Annotated in this window: 13 protein-coding genes; 5 read left to right on the top strand and 8 right to left on the bottom strand. The window is 55.8% G+C overall.

Going from position 1 to position 15,604, the window contains the following annotated elements; translation table 11 throughout:
• The first annotated feature begins 161 nt into the window (after positions 1 to 161).
• From CDA56_RS13220 to CDA56_RS13230, 3 genes are read left to right on the top strand one after another with little or no spacing between them, the layout of a single operon-like run.
• Positions 162 to 1,061: a dihydrodipicolinate synthase family protein gene (locus tag CDA56_RS13220; protein WP_049079028.1), complete on the top strand. Its 900-nt coding sequence runs from the start codon at positions 162 to 164 to the stop codon at positions 1,059 to 1,061.
• A gap of 18 nt (positions 1,062 to 1,079) precedes the next feature.
• A complete protein-coding gene (locus CDA56_RS13225; protein ID WP_009654269.1) occupies positions 1,080 to 2,390 on the top strand; it encodes an MFS transporter in 1,311 nt (436 codons plus the stop codon).
• A 33-nt stretch (positions 2,391 to 2,423) separates the two neighbouring features.
• Positions 2,424 to 4,019: a UxaA family hydrolase gene (locus tag CDA56_RS13230; RefSeq protein ID WP_102803182.1), complete on the top strand. Its 1,596-nt coding sequence runs from the start codon at positions 2,424 to 2,426 to the stop codon at positions 4,017 to 4,019.
• A gap of 44 nt (positions 4,020 to 4,063) precedes the next feature.
• Here CDA56_RS13230 and livF read toward each other — a convergent pair whose 3' ends face one another.
• From livF to livK, 5 genes are read right to left on the bottom strand one after another with little or no spacing between them, the layout of a single operon-like run.
• Positions 4,064 to 4,777: a high-affinity branched-chain amino acid ABC transporter ATP-binding protein LivF gene (gene livF / locus CDA56_RS13235; protein ID WP_004126158.1), complete on the bottom strand. Its 714-nt coding sequence runs from the start codon at positions 4,775 to 4,777 to the stop codon at positions 4,064 to 4,066.
• A 17-nt stretch (positions 4,778 to 4,794) separates the two neighbouring features.
• A complete protein-coding gene (livG, locus tag CDA56_RS13240; protein WP_004855045.1) occupies positions 4,795 to 5,562 on the bottom strand; it encodes a high-affinity branched-chain amino acid ABC transporter ATP-binding protein LivG in 768 nt (255 codons plus the stop codon).
• The gene (gene livM / locus CDA56_RS13245) at positions 5,559 to 6,839 is read right to left on the bottom strand and encodes a branched chain amino acid ABC transporter permease LivM (RefSeq protein WP_102803183.1); all 1,281 of its coding nucleotides are present in this window, start codon (positions 6,837 to 6,839) and stop codon (positions 5,559 to 5,561) included. Before livM ends, livG begins: the two co-directional genes overlap by 4 nt.
• The gene (livH, locus tag CDA56_RS13250; RefSeq protein WP_014227088.1) at positions 6,836 to 7,762 is read right to left on the bottom strand and encodes a high-affinity branched-chain amino acid ABC transporter permease LivH; all 927 of its coding nucleotides are present in this window, start codon (positions 7,760 to 7,762) and stop codon (positions 6,836 to 6,838) included. Before livH ends, livM begins: the two co-directional genes overlap by 4 nt.
• A gap of 60 nt (positions 7,763 to 7,822) precedes the next feature.
• Positions 7,823 to 8,932 (bottom strand): high-affinity branched-chain amino acid ABC transporter substrate-binding protein LivK, encoded by a 1,110-nt coding sequence (gene livK / locus CDA56_RS13255; RefSeq protein ID WP_032751577.1) that lies wholly within the window; start codon positions 8,930 to 8,932, stop codon positions 7,823 to 7,825.
• A gap of 420 nt (positions 8,933 to 9,352) precedes the next feature.
• On the opposite strand from livK, the gene panM reads away from it, so the two are divergent.
• Positions 9,353 to 9,739, top strand: a complete 387-nt coding sequence (gene panM / locus CDA56_RS13265; RefSeq protein ID WP_102803184.1) for an aspartate 1-decarboxylase autocleavage activator PanM — start codon at positions 9,353 to 9,355, stop codon at positions 9,737 to 9,739.
• Between the two features lie 509 nt (positions 9,740 to 10,248).
• Here the strand turns inward: panM and CDA56_RS13270 are convergent.
• A complete protein-coding gene (locus CDA56_RS13270; protein WP_014227091.1) occupies positions 10,249 to 11,352 on the bottom strand; it encodes a branched-chain amino acid ABC transporter substrate-binding protein in 1,104 nt (367 codons plus the stop codon).
• A 256-nt stretch (positions 11,353 to 11,608) separates the two neighbouring features.
• Positions 11,609 to 12,853: an aromatic amino acid transport family protein gene (locus tag CDA56_RS13275; RefSeq protein ID WP_032694228.1), complete on the bottom strand. Its 1,245-nt coding sequence runs from the start codon at positions 12,851 to 12,853 to the stop codon at positions 11,609 to 11,611.
• A gap of 73 nt (positions 12,854 to 12,926) precedes the next feature.
• Between CDA56_RS13275 and CDA56_RS13280 the strand changes: the two genes are divergently transcribed.
• Complete coding sequence (locus tag CDA56_RS13280) at positions 12,927 to 13,931, top strand: IS110-like element IS4321 family transposase (RefSeq protein ID WP_000427623.1); 1,005 nt, start codon at positions 12,927 to 12,929, stop codon at positions 13,929 to 13,931.
• A 398-nt stretch (positions 13,932 to 14,329) separates the two neighbouring features.
• On the opposite strand, the gene CDA56_RS13285 is transcribed toward CDA56_RS13280, so the two are convergent.
• Positions 14,330 to 15,595 (bottom strand): 4-aminobutyrate--2-oxoglutarate transaminase, encoded by a 1,266-nt coding sequence (locus tag CDA56_RS13285; protein ID WP_014839711.1) that lies wholly within the window; start codon positions 15,593 to 15,595, stop codon positions 14,330 to 14,332.
• Between the last annotated feature and the right edge of the window lie 9 nt (positions 15,596 to 15,604).

Genomic DNA, 15,604 nt, shown 5'->3' on the forward strand with positions numbered 1-15,604 from the left:
TGATGCCCGTCTCTTCTGCATAATTCCCTATTTATTCATTGAGTTAATCAACTATCCATCCGCCTTTTACGCCATTTGACTTCACGTCGATGGCGTGTTTACTTATGCTTAATCGCAAATACAAACAGTGTTTGTATATACGAACAACAAAGAGGTTGAATATGCAAAGTCGTTACATCACCCCGGCAATAACGGTTTTTGATGAGCAGGGCAGGCTGGATCCTGACGGAAATTTTCGCCTGTACGATTTTATTAAAAACAGCGTATCGGGATTTGTCGTCATGGGCAGTACCGGCGAGTTTTTCTCGCTGGATATGAAAACATCCCGTCAGATAATTCAAATGGCGGCAGAGTTCCCGCGCGAGGGAATAAAGGCCTATGCGGGTACCAGCCGCATGGATATTGACGAGTGCGTAGAGCTGGCAAACTATGCAGATGAGTGCGGGCTGGATGGCGTCATGATTATCAGCCCGTGGTACTTCCGCCTGACTGATGAAGGCATTTATACATTTTATAGCCAGATTGCCCGCCGCACCGCCGCCAAAATATTCATCTATAACTTTCCGGAGCGTACCGGCTATTGCGTCTCACCGGAGGTCTGTTTACGACTCGCCAGCGAGTTCCCAAATATTGTCGGTCTTAAAGACACCATTCCGGACACCAATCACACGTCGCAGGTGATTCGCCAGGTAAAATCTGAACTACCGTATTTTGAAGTGTATGCCGGTTATGACAATAACTTCGCGCACAATGTCCTGGCGGGGGGCGATGGATGTATTGGCGGGTTATCCAATATTTGCCCTGAAATATTCCGCGACTGGATGCAGGCATTTAACGATAACGATGTGCAGCAAATTTCGCGGTATCAGCAAAAAGTGGATGGGTTAATGGATATTTACGCGGTTAACGATCCGTTCATTCCAACATTTAAAAAAGCGTTACAGCTGCGCGGAATTATTCAGTCCGACCGCTGCACGCCACCGTTTAGCTCGCTCGCCACCTGCCAGACCGAAAGTATTCTGCGGATACTTTCCCGCGCTGGTATTGAAATTAATGCCTGACCCCCACGCGGAGGTATTATGAAAACCATCACAGCTTACGACAATCCGGCCCTCAATTCCGCGATTACCAAATCATGGAAGCGCCTGGTGCCACTGATGTTTATTTTGTACTTCATCGCCTTTATCGACAGGGTGAACGTGGGATTCGCCAAAGAGGCGATGCAGGTGGATATTGGGCTCTCCAATTCCGCCTTCGCCCTCGGCGCGGGGATCTTTTTCGCCGCCTATGCGCTGTTTGGTATTCCCGCTAACCTGATTCTGAATAAAATCGGCGCGCAAAAATGGTTAAGCATCACCACCGCGCTGTGGGGCGTTCTCTCTGCCCTCACCGGACTGGTGCAGACGGAAACCCAGTTTATTGTTCTGCGCTTTTTACTGGGGTTAGGCGAAGCCGGTTTTTATCCCGGTATTCTGCTGCTGGCCTCAATCTACTTTCCCAATAAAGTTCGCGCCTCCGTCGTCGGTATCTTCGTGCTCGGCGTGCCGCTGGCATTAACCTTAGGCTCGCCCATCTCCGGGGCGCTTCTGGAAATGCACGGCTTCCTCGGCAAACCCGGCTGGTTCTGGATGTTCTTTATCGAAGGCATTCCGGCGGTCATCATGGGGATCTTTGCCTGGTTCTGGCTTGATGATACGCCGGCCAAAGCGCGATTCCTGAACGACGAAGAGAAAAAAGCGCTGATTGCTCAGCTTCAGCAGGAGCAGCGGCAGACGGAAACCAGCAGCGTCGGCACCGCCCTGAAAAGCCTGAAAGTCTGGCACCTGGCGCTGATCTACGGCACCATCCAGATCAGTGTTTACGGTCTGATGTTCTTCCTGCCTTCGCAAGTCGCCTCGCTAATGGGCTCCACCCTCGGCTTTAAGGAGTCGCTGGTTGCCGCCATTCCGTGGGCCTGCTCCGCCGTCGGCGTCTATTACATTCCGCGTCTGGCGGACAAAATGCCGGCCCGTCGGGTGCTGATTTCAGTCATCTGTATGCTGGCGGCGGCGCTGGGGCTGTTTGTTTCTGCCTGGTCCGGCCCGGTACTCGCCATTGCCGCGCTCTCGCTGTCGGCCATCGGCTTCCTCTCCGTGCAACCTATCTTCTGGACTTTCCCGGCGCAGATTGTGTCAGGCTCGGCGCTGGCCGCCAGTATCGGCTTTTGCACCACCATGGGCGCATTTTGCAGCTTCCTCGCGCCGCTGATTCGCGTTGAGGTCGATGCCTTCTTCGGCAACGATTCGGCGGGTCTGGTCGCCCTGTCGCTCATCACCGTCTGCTGCGCGCTGCTGATTGCCGCCCTTGCCGGCAGAAAAGCGACAAACGGCGTCGCGGTCCCCCATCACTAAGTCCTGATGCGCTTATAACAAAGGATAATGAACATGCAGACCATCTTAAAAATTGACCCTACCGATAACCTGATCGTTGCGCTGCAGGACTTACGCAAAGAGCAGCGGGTTCACTGGAACGATGAAGCCTACGTTCTGCGTAGCGATGTCAAAGCCAAACATAAATTCGCCACCGAGGATATTGCGCCCGGCGATATCGTGTCGCTGTACGGCGTTCCGGTCGGCAAAGCGACGCGCCCCATCACCCGCGGCGAAGCCATTACCACTGAGAATATCAAACACTACGCGGCCCCGGTTTCGCTTGACGACGTCGCGCCCTATGACTGGCAGCAGCCGGATGTTTCCGCCTGGCAGCAGCGGACTTTCAAGGGGATCGTGCGCGAAGATGGCCGGGTCGCCACCGCGAACTACTGGCTGGTCATTCCGCTGGTATTCTGTGAAAACCGCAACGTTCAGCGCGTCACCGATGCGCTGAACGACGCCCTCGGCTACGCCAATAACGGCCTGAAAAATTTTGCTCGCCAGGTGACGTCGGCAGGAGTATTAAACGATACCCGGCATCTGCCCTTCCCGCATCTTGACGGCATCCGCTGTATTACCGTCAATTCCGGCTGCGGCGGCGCCACCTCGGACAGCATGACGATGTGCGACGTGCTGGCCGCCTATTCCGATCATCCCAACGTTCTTGGCGTGACGGTTTTTGCCCTCGGCTGTGAAAAAGCGCGGATTGTTGATTTCAACACCGCGCTGGCGAAGCGCAACCCGAATTTCAACAAACCGATTATTTACTTCAGACAGCAGGACTGGAGTAGCGAAGAAAAAATGATGCAGGATGCGTTGACTGAAACCTATAACGCGATCCGCGAAGCCCCCGTCGCCGAGCGGCAGGACGTCCCGCTCTCCCACCTCAAAATCGGCGTTAAGTGCGGCGCTTCTGACGGGTTCTCGGGGATCAGCGCTAACCCGGCGATGGGCGAAGTGTCGGATCGTCTTGTCGCCCTCGGCGGCGCGTCGGGGCTGGCGGAATTCCCCGAGCTGTGCGGCGCTGAAGGGGATATCGTGCAACGCTGCGCGACCCGCGAGCTGAAAGAGAAGTTTTTGTCGCTGATGAAAAACTATGAGCATGTCGCGAACTTCTTCGGTACCACCATCGCCGATAATCCCAGCCCGGGAAACATTGCCGATGGGCTGATCACTGACGCCATCAAATCCGCCGGCGCGGCGAAAAAAGGCGGCAGAGCGCCGGTAAGCGCGGTATGCGACTACGCCGAACCGATGGGAGAAAGCGGCCTTTCGCTGGTCTGCACGCCGGGCAACGATGTGGACGCGGTAACGGGCCTGGTCGCGGCGGGGTGCAACGTGGTGATCTTCTCAACCGGGTTAGGTACGCCGACGGGGAACCCTATCGTTCCGGTGCTTAAGGTTTCAACCAACTCCGCGCTGGCGAAAAAGATGCCGGATATTATCGATTATGACTGCGGGCCGATTATCGAAGGCACGCCGCTGGCGGACATCGCCGACGGCCTGTTTGAGAAAATCATCGCCACCGCCAGTGGGACCTGGCGCACCAAAGCGGATGCGCTCGAACAGTATGATTTTATGCTGTGGAAACGCTCTCTGGAGCTGTAGTAGCCAGGTAAAACGCCCGGCAGATGCCGGGCGTTTTGTCTTCACTACCCGCCCAGATAGGCGCTGCGTACCGCTTCATTCGCCAGCAGCGCGTCGCCGGTATCCTCAAGCACCACGTGGCCGTTTTCCAGCACGTAGCCGCGGTCGGCCAGCTTCAGCGCCTGGTTGGCGTTCTGCTCGACGAGGAAGATGGTCATTCCCTGCTCGCGCAGCTGTTCGATGGTATCGAAGATTTGCTGAATGATAATCGGCGCCAGACCGAGCGAAGGCTCATCCAGCAGCAGCAGGCGCGGCTGGCTCATCAGCGCGCGCCCGATAGCCAGCATCTGCTGCTCGCCGCCGGACATGGTGCCCGCCCGCTGAACCCGGCGCTCATGCAGGCGCGGAAACAGCTCATACACCCATTTGATGCGGGTCTGGAACTGATCGCGGTCGGCAAAAAAACCGCCCATCGCCAGGTTCTCTTCCACCGTCATCCGCGAGAAAACGCGGCGCCCTTCCGGCACGATCGCCACCGCTTCGCGCATGATTTTCGCCGTCTGCCAGTCGGTAATATCTTTACCGTCGAAAACCACGCGGCCGCTGGAGGCGCGCGGGTCGCCGCACAGGGTACCCAGCAGAGTCGTTTTTCCCGCGCCGTTGGCGCCAATCAGGGTGACAATCTCTCCCTGATTGATATGCAGACTGACGTTGTGCAGCGCCTGGATTTTGCCGTAATGCGCGCTGACGTTGTCAAAAGATAACATCACTTTTTCCATCTTATGCGTCACCACCATTATGCTTCACCTAAATAGGCGCGGATCACGTCCGGGTTGTTGCGGATCTCTTCCGGCGTACCGTTGGCCAGCGGCGTGCCCTGGTTTACCACGTAAATACGATCGGAAATGCCCATCACCAGCTTCATATCGTGCTCAATCAGCAGGATGGTGGTGTTGTGATGGCTGCGCAGCTCGACGATCAGTTCGTCCAGCTCTTTGGTCTCTTTCGGGTTCAGCCCCGCCGCGGGCTCATCCAGCATCAGGATTTCCGGCTGGGTCACCATACAGCGGGCAATCTCCAGACGGCGCTGGTCGCCGTAGGCCAGGTTACTGGCCTGCCGGTTGGCGTGCTCAAGCAGGCCAATACGTTCAAGCCAGGTCGCGGCGCGGTCCAGCGCTTCGCTCTGGGCGCGGCGGAAGGATGGCGTCTTCAGCAGGCCGGAGAAAACCCCGGTTTTCAGCTGCTGATGCTGCGCCACCAGCAGGTTTTCAATCACCGTCATTTCGCGGAACAGACGCACGTGCTGGAACGTTCGCACTACGCCCATACGGGCGATCTGCTGGCCCGGCAGCCCTTCCAGATGCTGGTCGCGCAGCATAATGGTGCCGCCGGTTGGCTTATAGAAGCCGGTCAGGCAGTTGAAGACGGTGGTTTTGCCCGCGCCGTTAGGGCCGATAAGCGAAACGATTTCCCGCTCGCGCAGCTCCAGCGACACGTTGTTGACCGCCAGCAGGCCGCCAAAACGCATCATCAAACCGTTTACGGATAATAATGGCTGACTCATGCCTGCTCTCCTTCTTTGGCCTGCCCACTTTTCAGCTTCAGCTGCGGACGGGTCATCGGCAGAAGCCCCTGCGGACGCCAGATCATCATCAGTACCATCAGCGCACCCAGCATCAGCATGCTGTATTCATTGAAATCACGCATCAGCTCGCGCGAAACGACCAGCAGAACCGCCGCCAGGATCACCGCGAACTGGGAGCCCATACCGCCGAGAACCACAATCGCCAGCACAAAGGCCGACTCGGCGAAGGTAAAGGATTCCGGGCTGACGAAGCCCTGACGGGCGGCGAACAGGGTGCCGGCAAAACCGGCAAACGCGGCGCTGATGGTAAAGGCGGTCAGCTTGATGCGCGTCGGGCTGAGGCCCAGCGAGCGGCAGGCAATCTCATCTTCACGCAGCGCTTCCCACGCACGGCCCAGCGGCATACGCAGCAGGCGGTTAATCACGAACAGGCTTAACACCACCAGCAGCAGAGCGACCAGGTAGAGGAAAATCACGCGATCGGAGGGATCGTACTTCACGCCGAAGAAGTTGCTGAACGTATCCCAGCCGCCTTCACGGGCGCTGCGGCTGAATTCAAGGCCGAACAGCGTCGGTTTCGGGATCTGGCTGATGCCGTTCGGGCCACCGGTTATTTCGGTGTTGTTAAGCAGCAGGATGCGCACGATTTCGCCAAAGCCAAGCGTGACAATCGCCAGATAGTCGCCGCGCAGGCGCAGGACCGGGAAGCCAAGCAGGAAGCCCGCCGCCGCCGACACCAGCCCCGCCAGCGGCAGGCAGGTCCAGAAGCCCAGACCGTAATAGTGGTTCAGCAGCGCGAAGGTATAGGCGCCGATGGCGTAGAAACCGCCGTAGCCCAGCACCAGCAAGCCGGAAAGCCCCACCACCACGTTAAGGCCCAGGCCGAGGATGATATAGATCATCGTCAGGGTAGCGATATCCACCGTCCCGCGCGACACCATAAACGGCCACGCCACGGCGATAACCAGCAGGGCGATCAGGAACAGCTTCTGTTTTACCGTCGAACCGTCGATAGCCGGCAGAATAAACTTCGGCCCGGAGACGTTCTTCATGGTTTTCTGGAAAACGGGACGCAGCAGCTGGAAGAAGAAAACCACTGCGGTTCCGATAAAGATCCACTGCCAGCGGATATCGGCGGCGGTATCCACCACCAGCTTCGTGCCGTCCAGCTCCAGCTGCACGCCCATAAAGACGCCCGCCAGGATAAAGAACATCACCGCGGACAGCAGCGCCATCGCAAAATGCATCGGTTTCATACTTTTTCTACCTCCGGACGGCCCAGGATACCGGTAGGCATCACCAGCAGAACCAGGATCAGCAGCGCGAAGGAGACCACGTCTTTATATTCCGTACTGAGATAGGCAGAAGAGAGCGCTTCGGCGATACCGAGGATCAGCCCGCCGATCATCGCCCCGGGAATGCTGCCGATGCCGCCCAACACCGCGGCGGTAAAGGCCTTCATCCCGGCCATAAAGCCGATGTACGGGTTGATTACGCCGTAGAACTGACCGAGCAGAACGCCGGCAACCGCCGCCATTGCCGCGCCGATCACAAACGTCAGCGCAATCACCCGGTCGGTGTTAATCCCGAGCAGGCTGGCCATTTTCAGGTCTTCAGCGCAGGCGCGGCAGGCGCGCCCCATGCGGGAATAGCGGATAAACAGCGTCAGCGCCAGCATGGCGATAAACGTCACCACCCAGATAACCAGCTGCATGGTGGTGATAGTGGCGGTGAAGTTATCGCTGCTGCCCACCGTCCACTGGCCGTTGAACAGGCTCGGCAGCGCGACATCGCGTGAACCTTCCGTCAGGCTGACGTAGTTTTGCAGGAAGATGGACATCCCGATGGCGGAGATCAGCGCAATCAGGCGTTTTGAGCTGCGCACCGGCCGGTAGGCCACGCGTTCGATACTCCAGCCGTAGGCGCTGGCAATCACGATAGCGCCGACGAATCCGGCGGCAACCAGCAGCCAGCTGGTATCAATGCCCATCATCATCAGGGCGGCAATGATCATGAAGGAGACGTAGCTGCCAATCATATAGACCTCGCCGTGGGCGAAGTTGATCATACCGATAATGCCGTACACCATGGTATAGCCGATGGCAATCAGCGCATAGGTGCTTCCCAGCGTGACGCCGTTAAACATCTGCTGCAGAAAATAGAGAAACTGCTCGGACATAAGGTAACCTTTTTCTACCCGCCCGCTTTGCACGGGCGGTGGGATAACTTGTCTTATGGCTTATTTCGCGAGGGTGGATGACCCGTCCGCGTGCCACTGGAAGACACCAAATTCAAATCCCTTCAAATCGCCTTTTTCGTCCCAATTCAGCGGCCCAATCACGGTTTTCGCGCCGTGAGCTTTTAGATCTTTGATTAAATCCAGCGGCTCCTGGCTTCCGGCCCGGTCCATCGCCTGCGCCAGCGACTGCACGGCGGCGTAGGTGATCCAGACATACGGACCGCTCGGGTCTTTCTTCTCGGCTTTGAGCGCGTCAACGATAGCGCTGTTGGCCGGGTCCTGGTCATAGCGTTTTGGCATCGTCACCAGCATGCCTTCCGCCGCATCGCCCGCGATGTTGGACAGCGACGCGTTACCCACGCCTTCCGGGCCCATAAACACGGTTTTCAGGCCCACGGAGCGCGCCTGGCGCAGCATCTGGCCCATTTCCGGGTAGTAGCCGCCGTAGTAAACGAAGTCGATATTCTCTTTTTTCAGGCGCGCCAGCAGCGCGGAGAAGTCTTTTTCACCGGCGGTAATGCCGTCGAAGAAGACGATATTCGCGCCGCCTTTTTTCAGGCTATCCTGGACGGAACGCGCCAGGCCTTCGCCGTACTGCTGCTTATCATGAATGATAGCAATACGCTGCGGCTTGACGGTTTCCATGATGTATTTTGCGGCGGTCGGCCCCTGCGAAGAGTCCAGACCGGCGGTACGCATGATGTACTGATAGCCGCGCTGGGTCAGCTCCGGGTTGGTCGCGCCCGGGGAGATCATCAGAATGCCTTCATCTTCATAGATATCGGATGCCGGCTGGGTGGAAGAAGAGCAGAGGTGGCCGATAACGTACTGAATGCCGTCATTGACGATTTTGTTCGCCACCGCAACGGCCTGTTTCGGGTCGCAGGCGTCATCGTACTCCACGGCAACCAGCTTATCGCCCTTGATGCCGCCCTGGGCATTAATATCTTTGATCGCCTGACGCGCGCCGTTGAATTCCATATCGCCCCACTGGGCTACCGGGCCAGACATCGCGCCAACAACGGCGACCTTAATATCTTTGGCAAAAGCCGCCTGGGACATCGCCAGTGCGACTAACCCCGCGATAACCGTTTTCGCGTTCCTTTTCATGCTGCAGAACCCCGTTCGTGATGTGGTGTAAATATTTTGTATTTTTATGGTTAAAAAGCATTCTGTACTTTTATTAAACAACGCTACTTTTACCATTATCTTTAATGGTTTAGCGAGGTTTTTTGCCTGAATACAGAGTAAAATCTCTATTTTTCAGTCGATTAAGCAAAGATAATATTCTGTATTTGCTGGAAGATAAACAAAAAAAGTCCAGTAAACAGCATAAAATAACGATACATAAGGCGGAATAAAACGCTACATATCAGGTTAAAATTCTGCTTATTTTTCGATCCATGATGAATTGCTCTACCCTGCTCCTTCCAGGAAAACGAATCCCCTGATGAACAGGCAAAAAACGGCGCTCCGCCTGGCAGGGAATTTGGATACACTAAAGCCTCTGTTTTGACTGGACCCTCGCGTATGAAACTGACCATTATTCGTTTACAGCACTTCAGCGATCAGGATCGCATCGACTTAGGTAAAATCTGGCCGTCGCAGGATCTCGCGGCGCTGGCTCTGGATGAGAGCCATCGTATTTATGCCGCCCGCTTCAATGAGCGCCTGCTGGCCGCGGTTCGCGTAACGCTAAACGGCGTTGAGAGCGAACTCAGCGCGCTGTGCGTGCGTGAAGTGACCCGCCGTCGCGGCGTCGGACAGTATTTAGTGGAAGAGGTGCTAAGGGATAACCCGGAAATCAGCAGCTGGCGCATCGCGGATGCCGACGCGGAAGACCGCGGCGTGATGGCGGCGTTTATGCAGGCGCTGGGCTTTAACGCGCAAACCGGCGCTTGGGTAAAAAAGCAATAAATCGGCGAAAGAAGGCTGAACATTCCCGGATTGCGGCGTAACGCCTTATCCGGGCTACAAAAAACCAGACCGCACCAGCCTGTAGCCCGGGTAAGCGCAGCGCGACCCGGGAAGAAACCGTACCAATGCATCAACCCCGGTGCATTCCCCGGGTTGCGGCGTAACGCCTTACCCGGGCTACAAAAAACCAGACCGCACCAGCCTGTAGCCCGGGTAAGCGCAGCGCGACCCGGGAAGAAACCGCACCAATGCATCAACCCCGGCGCATTCCCCGGGTTGCGGCGTAAAGCCTTACCCGGGCTACCGACTAAAAAAGGCAACTTACGTTGCCTTTTTGCTTTTACCTTTCTCCTCGCCTATGCGAAGAGGCAAGGATCAACTGATTTAACCAAGAATTTCGCGTTGCAGAAAGGCGTCAAGACCCGAAATCCCCGGGAGCTTACATCGGTAAGTGACCGGGGTTGAGGGATGCAGACAACGCATCTGCGGCGTGAAAGGCGCAGGTTAAATTATTTGGCGTCGGTCGCCGTACCATTAGCATGCCAGGTAAACACGCCGAACTCGAAGCCCTTCAGATCGCCCTTCTCGTTCCAGGTGAGCGGCCCCATTACGGTGTCGACCGTTGCGCCCTTCAGGTATTTAGCGATTTCAGCCGGATCTTCTGACTGATTCAGGCCCGCTTCCAGCGACTGCAGCGCGGCATAGGTGGTCCACACGAACGCGCCGCTTGGATCCTGTTTCTTCGCTTTGATCGCATCCACAATCGGTTTGTTCGCCGGAACCTGGTCGTAGTTTTTCGGCTTGGTGACCAGCATACCTTCCGCAGAAGCGCCCGCGATATTAGACAGGGACACGTTCGCTACCCCTTCCGGCCCCATAAACTGCGTTTTCAGGCCAGCGGCGCGAGACTGACGCAGGATCTGCCCCATCTCCGGGTGGTAGCCGCCGTAGTAGACGAAGTCGATATTCTCTTTCTTCAGACGCGCCACCAGGGTAGAGAAGTCTTTCTCACCGGCAGTGATACCGTCAAAGAACACCACGTTAGCGCCGCCCTTCTTCAGGTTATCCTGTACCGCGCGGGCCAGGCCCTCGCCATACTGCTGTTTGTCGTGGACAATCGCGATGCGCTGCGGCTTCACTTTTTCCAGGATGTATTTGGCAGCGGTTGGCCCCTGATCGGAGTCCAGACCGGTGGTGCGCAGAATCAGATGATAGCCGCGAGCCGTCAGCTCCGGCGCGGTGGCCGCCGGGGTGATCATCAGCACGCCTTCATCTTCATAGATATCAGACGCCGGCTGGGTGGAAGAAGAGCACAGGTGGCCGATAACGTATTTGATACCGTCGTTAATCACTTTGTTAGCGACGGCAACCGCTTGTTTCGGGTCACAGGCGTCGTCGTATTTTACCATCTGCAGCTTATTGCCTTTGATACCGCCTTTGGCGTTGATATCGGCAATGGCCTGCTCTGCGCCAGTAAACTCCTGGTCACCGTACTGCGCTACCGGACCGGACATCGCGCCAACGACGGCGACTTTGATATCTTCGGCCATTGCCGCACCGCTCATGATTAAGGCAATACATCCTGCCAGTAACGCTTTACCCTTCATATTCATCCTGAGGCTCCCCATTATTATGGTTTTTGCATTTGTTGTGATGTTGTTTATTAGCGCATTATTCTAATTAGACACATAAGAAAAGCATATGATAGTTAGATTAGGGTCTGCCGCCTGCGCTTTTGCAGCACACTATGCTAAACATACCGTCATTCAGGAGAATTGGAAACGATAAAATTGCGGAGTATGTAACAGATAAGTGACAAATAAAAACCCGCGCCGGAATAAACCGAACGCGGTGGCATGAGCAACGCGACTACCAGCCCGCAGGCAGGTAGCCAAAGGCCGAAGCGATGGCGTAGGCGGCGCTGCAAAGATAGAGCAATACGATGAAGATCTGGATTAAGGGATGCGTGATTAGCGCCGGGCAGGTCCAGCCGGGGGTGATATCACCCTGCCGACGCGAGCCTTTGAGGATCAGGATCGGCATGATAGATAAAATCACCCCGCTAAATACTCCGGCAAAATAGAGCGCGTTCACGAAGGACACCATCCCGCTATAGGCCAGAATAAAAGGCGGCACGGCGACCACTAACAGCACCTTAAAGCGTTTGAACGGCTGCTCGTCGTTACCCAGGCGAAACTGATCGAAAATATTGGTCAGGAAGCTTCCGCCCAGCCCCCAATAGGAGGTCAGCATCGCGCAGAGCGCAAAAAGATTTGCCGAGAAGAAAGCCCACTCGCCGAGCGCCCTGCCCCAGGAAATGGTTGCCACATCAGAAATATTATCCAGCCCGCTTAATGCAATCACCGAAAGCGGGACCAGCGCCAGCAGGCAAAAGGTTAATAACATCCCCACCATAATGGCCTTCGGCAGCTTCTCCGGTTTATCGGCGAAACCGCGCGCCATTTCCGGCACGATATACTGCGCGGAGAAGCAGAACGCGACCACATTAAACACTGGCACCATATACAGCCAGTTACCTTCAAGTAAATAACTCACGCTCGCGGTTTCTTTCAGCAACGTCGCGGCAACCAAAATGGTTATCATAACGACCATGCCGATACTGATGAATTTCTCACCCCTGCCAATCGCCTTCAGGCCAAGATAAAGCACCCCGGCCGCCGGAATAAAAAACAGCGCGCTGCCCAGGGCCGGCGAGATGCCGAATAACGAATGCAATAATTTTCCGCTGCCGGTCATATAAGCCGTCAGCGCGCCGACGCTGTTGACGCAAACAGAGAGGAACATCATCAGCGCGCCAAAGCGGCCGACGTAGCGCTGCGACAGGCCGCTAAGCTGCAGATGCTTACGCGTGCGCAGCGTCGATTCCGCCACGTAGAGCATGGTGATGGTCGTCAGGCTACCGACCACAATCAGCCAAAACAGCAGCGGCAGAAAGCCCGCTTTGCTGGAGGCATAGGCGATGGATAGCACCCCAGCGCCGATATTGGTGCCGACGATCATCGACACGCCTTCAATGAAACTGAGGGATTTTGCAGGTACAGCGGTACGCTCCCGGCTCGTCAGAGCCGGAGAAAAGGTGGAGTTGTCAGACATAATATTTAATGAGATGGTCACTCCCTCCTTCCCGGTACTATGCTGAGGACAGGCTTTCATTCGGAGAACTATCATGGAAAACATTGCGCTCATTGGTATCGATCTGGGTAAAAACTCTTTCCATATTCATTGCCAGGATCGTCGCGGGAAGGCTGTTTACCGTAAAAAATTTACCCGGCCAAAGTTGATCGAATTTTTGGCGACATGCCCCGCTACAACCATCGCAATGGAAGCCTGTGGCGGTTCTCACTTTATGGCACGCAAGTTGGAAGAGTTGGGGCATTCCCCAAAGCTGATATCACCACAATTTGTCCGCCCGTTCGTTAAAAGCAATAAAAACGACTTTGTCGACGCCGAAGCTATTTGTGAAGCTGCATCGCGTCCGTCTATGCGTTTTGTGCAGCCCAGAACGGAATCTCAGCAGGCAATGCGGGCTCTGCATCGTGTCCGTGAATCCCTGGTTCAGGATAAGGTAAAAACAACCAATCAAATGCATGCTTTTCTGCTGGAATTTGGCATTAGCGTTCCCCGAGGAGCTGCCGTTATTAGCCGACTGAGTACCATTCTTGAGGATAATAGTTTGCCTCTTTACCTCAGCCAGTTATTGCTGAAATTACAACAGCATTATCACTATCTTGTTGAGCAGATTAAAGATTTGGAATCCCAGTTGAAACGAAAGTTGGACGAAGATGAGGTTGGACAGCGCTTGCTGAGCATTCCCTGCGTCGGAACACTGACAGCGAGTACTATTTCAACTGAGATTGGCGACGGGAAGCAGTACGCCAGCAGCCGTGACTTTGCGGCGGCAACAGGGCTTGTACCTCGGCAGTACAGCACGGGAGGTAGGACGACATTGCTGGGAATTAGTAAGCGAGGTAATAAAAAGATCCGAACTTTGTTGGTTCAATGTGCCAGGGTATTCATACAAAAACTGGAACACCAGTCTGGCAAATTGGCCGATTGGGTCAGGGATTTACTGTGCCGGAAAAGCAACTTTGTCGTCACTTGTGCTCTGGCAAACAAGCTGGCCAGAATAGCCTGGGCCCTAACGGCACGACAGCAAACTTATGTAGCATAACGGCAGAAATACACCGGTTTAAAGAATTACTGATCTGGTTTTGCGAATACTGATATTGATGATACTAACGGCCCACCGGCCTGTTGAGGAACCTGTAAAACGGAAAGGCTCATTGAAGCCGTATATTTTCTGGAGGTTCATCAGGCGCGGAACTCATCAAGGCGCGGGAATAAAATCCCATTCAGACGCCGGATAGATTCAAGCAAGCCAACTTGTCGTCAAAATCGGTGTTGCAAAAACGGGAGTGACCATAGATTCCGTTTTATTCCGGCAGCGTGCGCCGCCGGAAAAAAGGTGATATCAGGGTGAAATACCACTCACGCTGAGCATGAATAACCAGACTGCGGCTTCCTGTTTCTGTTGGGCTTCCCTGCCGCCGCAACTGGATGTAAGACTGACTAGCCCTTCAGCACGCGGGCCAGAATATCCAGCGCTTTCGTAAACTGCGCATCCGGAATCGTTAACGGATAGAGGAAGCGAATGACGTTGCCATAGACGCCGCAGCTCAGCAGCAGCAGGCCGTTCTCCTGGGCTTGTTGCTGGATTTGACGGGTGATCTCCGCCGACGGCTCGCCGGTTTGCGGATCGTTAAACTCTACCGCCACCATCGACCCCTGGCCGCGTACGTCAGCAATCGCCGGGCAGCTTTGACGCGCCTGATTCAGCACCTCTTTCAGATGGCTGCCTAAGCGCTCAGCGCGCTGGCACAACTGTTCTTCTTCAATCACGTCCAGCACCGCATGCGCGGCCGCGACCGCCAGCGGGTTACCGGCATAGGTGCCGCCCAGACCGCCCGGCGCAGGCGCATCCATCACCTCGGCGCGACCTACCACGCCGGAGAGCGGGAAACCGCCGGCCAGGCTTTTGGCCATCGTCATCAGGTCAGGCTTCACATCATAGTGCTGCATCGCAAATAGCTTGCCGGTGCGCGCAAAGCCGGTTTGTACTTCATCGGCAATCAGCAGAATGCCGTGGGTATCGCACAGCGCGCGCAGCGCCTGCATAAACTCAGGCGGGGCAACGTTAAAGCCGCCTTCCCCCTGAATCGGCTCCAGCACAATCGCCGCCACCTGATCGGCCGCGATATCCGCTTTGAAAATGCGCTCCAGGCTCTTCATCGCATCGGCGGTGGTAATGCCATGGGCGGCGTTAGGGTAGACGGCGTGATAAACCGAGCCCGGGAACGGGCCGAAACCAATCTTGTAAGGCGCCACTTTGCCGGTCAGCGCCATGGTCATAAACGTACGGCCGTGGAAGCCGCCGCCGAAGGTAATCAACCCCGGACGACCGGTATAAGCGCGCGCGATTTTCACCGCGTTTTCAACGGCTTCCGCCCCGGTGGTAAAGAACGCCGTTTTTGCCGGACCGTCAATCGGCGCCAGTTCGTTAATCCGCTCGGCCAGCGTGACATAGCTTTCGTACGGGACAATCTGGTAAGCCGTGTGGGTAAAGGCCTGCAGCTGCTGTTCAACGGCGGCAACGATTTTGGGGTGGCGATGGCCGGTATTCAGCACCGCGATGCCGGCGGCGAAATCGATCACCTCATTCCCTTCAATATCCCACAGCGTAGCGTTCTCCGCTTTCTCAACAAAGTAGCTGCACATCACCCCTACGCCGCGCGGAGTCGCCTGCTGGCGACGCTGATTCAGTTCTGAACTTTTCACCGAGAATCT

Origin of the sequence: Klebsiella michiganensis (assembly GCF_002925905.1) — a bacterium.
GTDB lineage: Bacteria > Pseudomonadota > Gammaproteobacteria > Enterobacterales > Enterobacteriaceae > Klebsiella > Klebsiella michiganensis.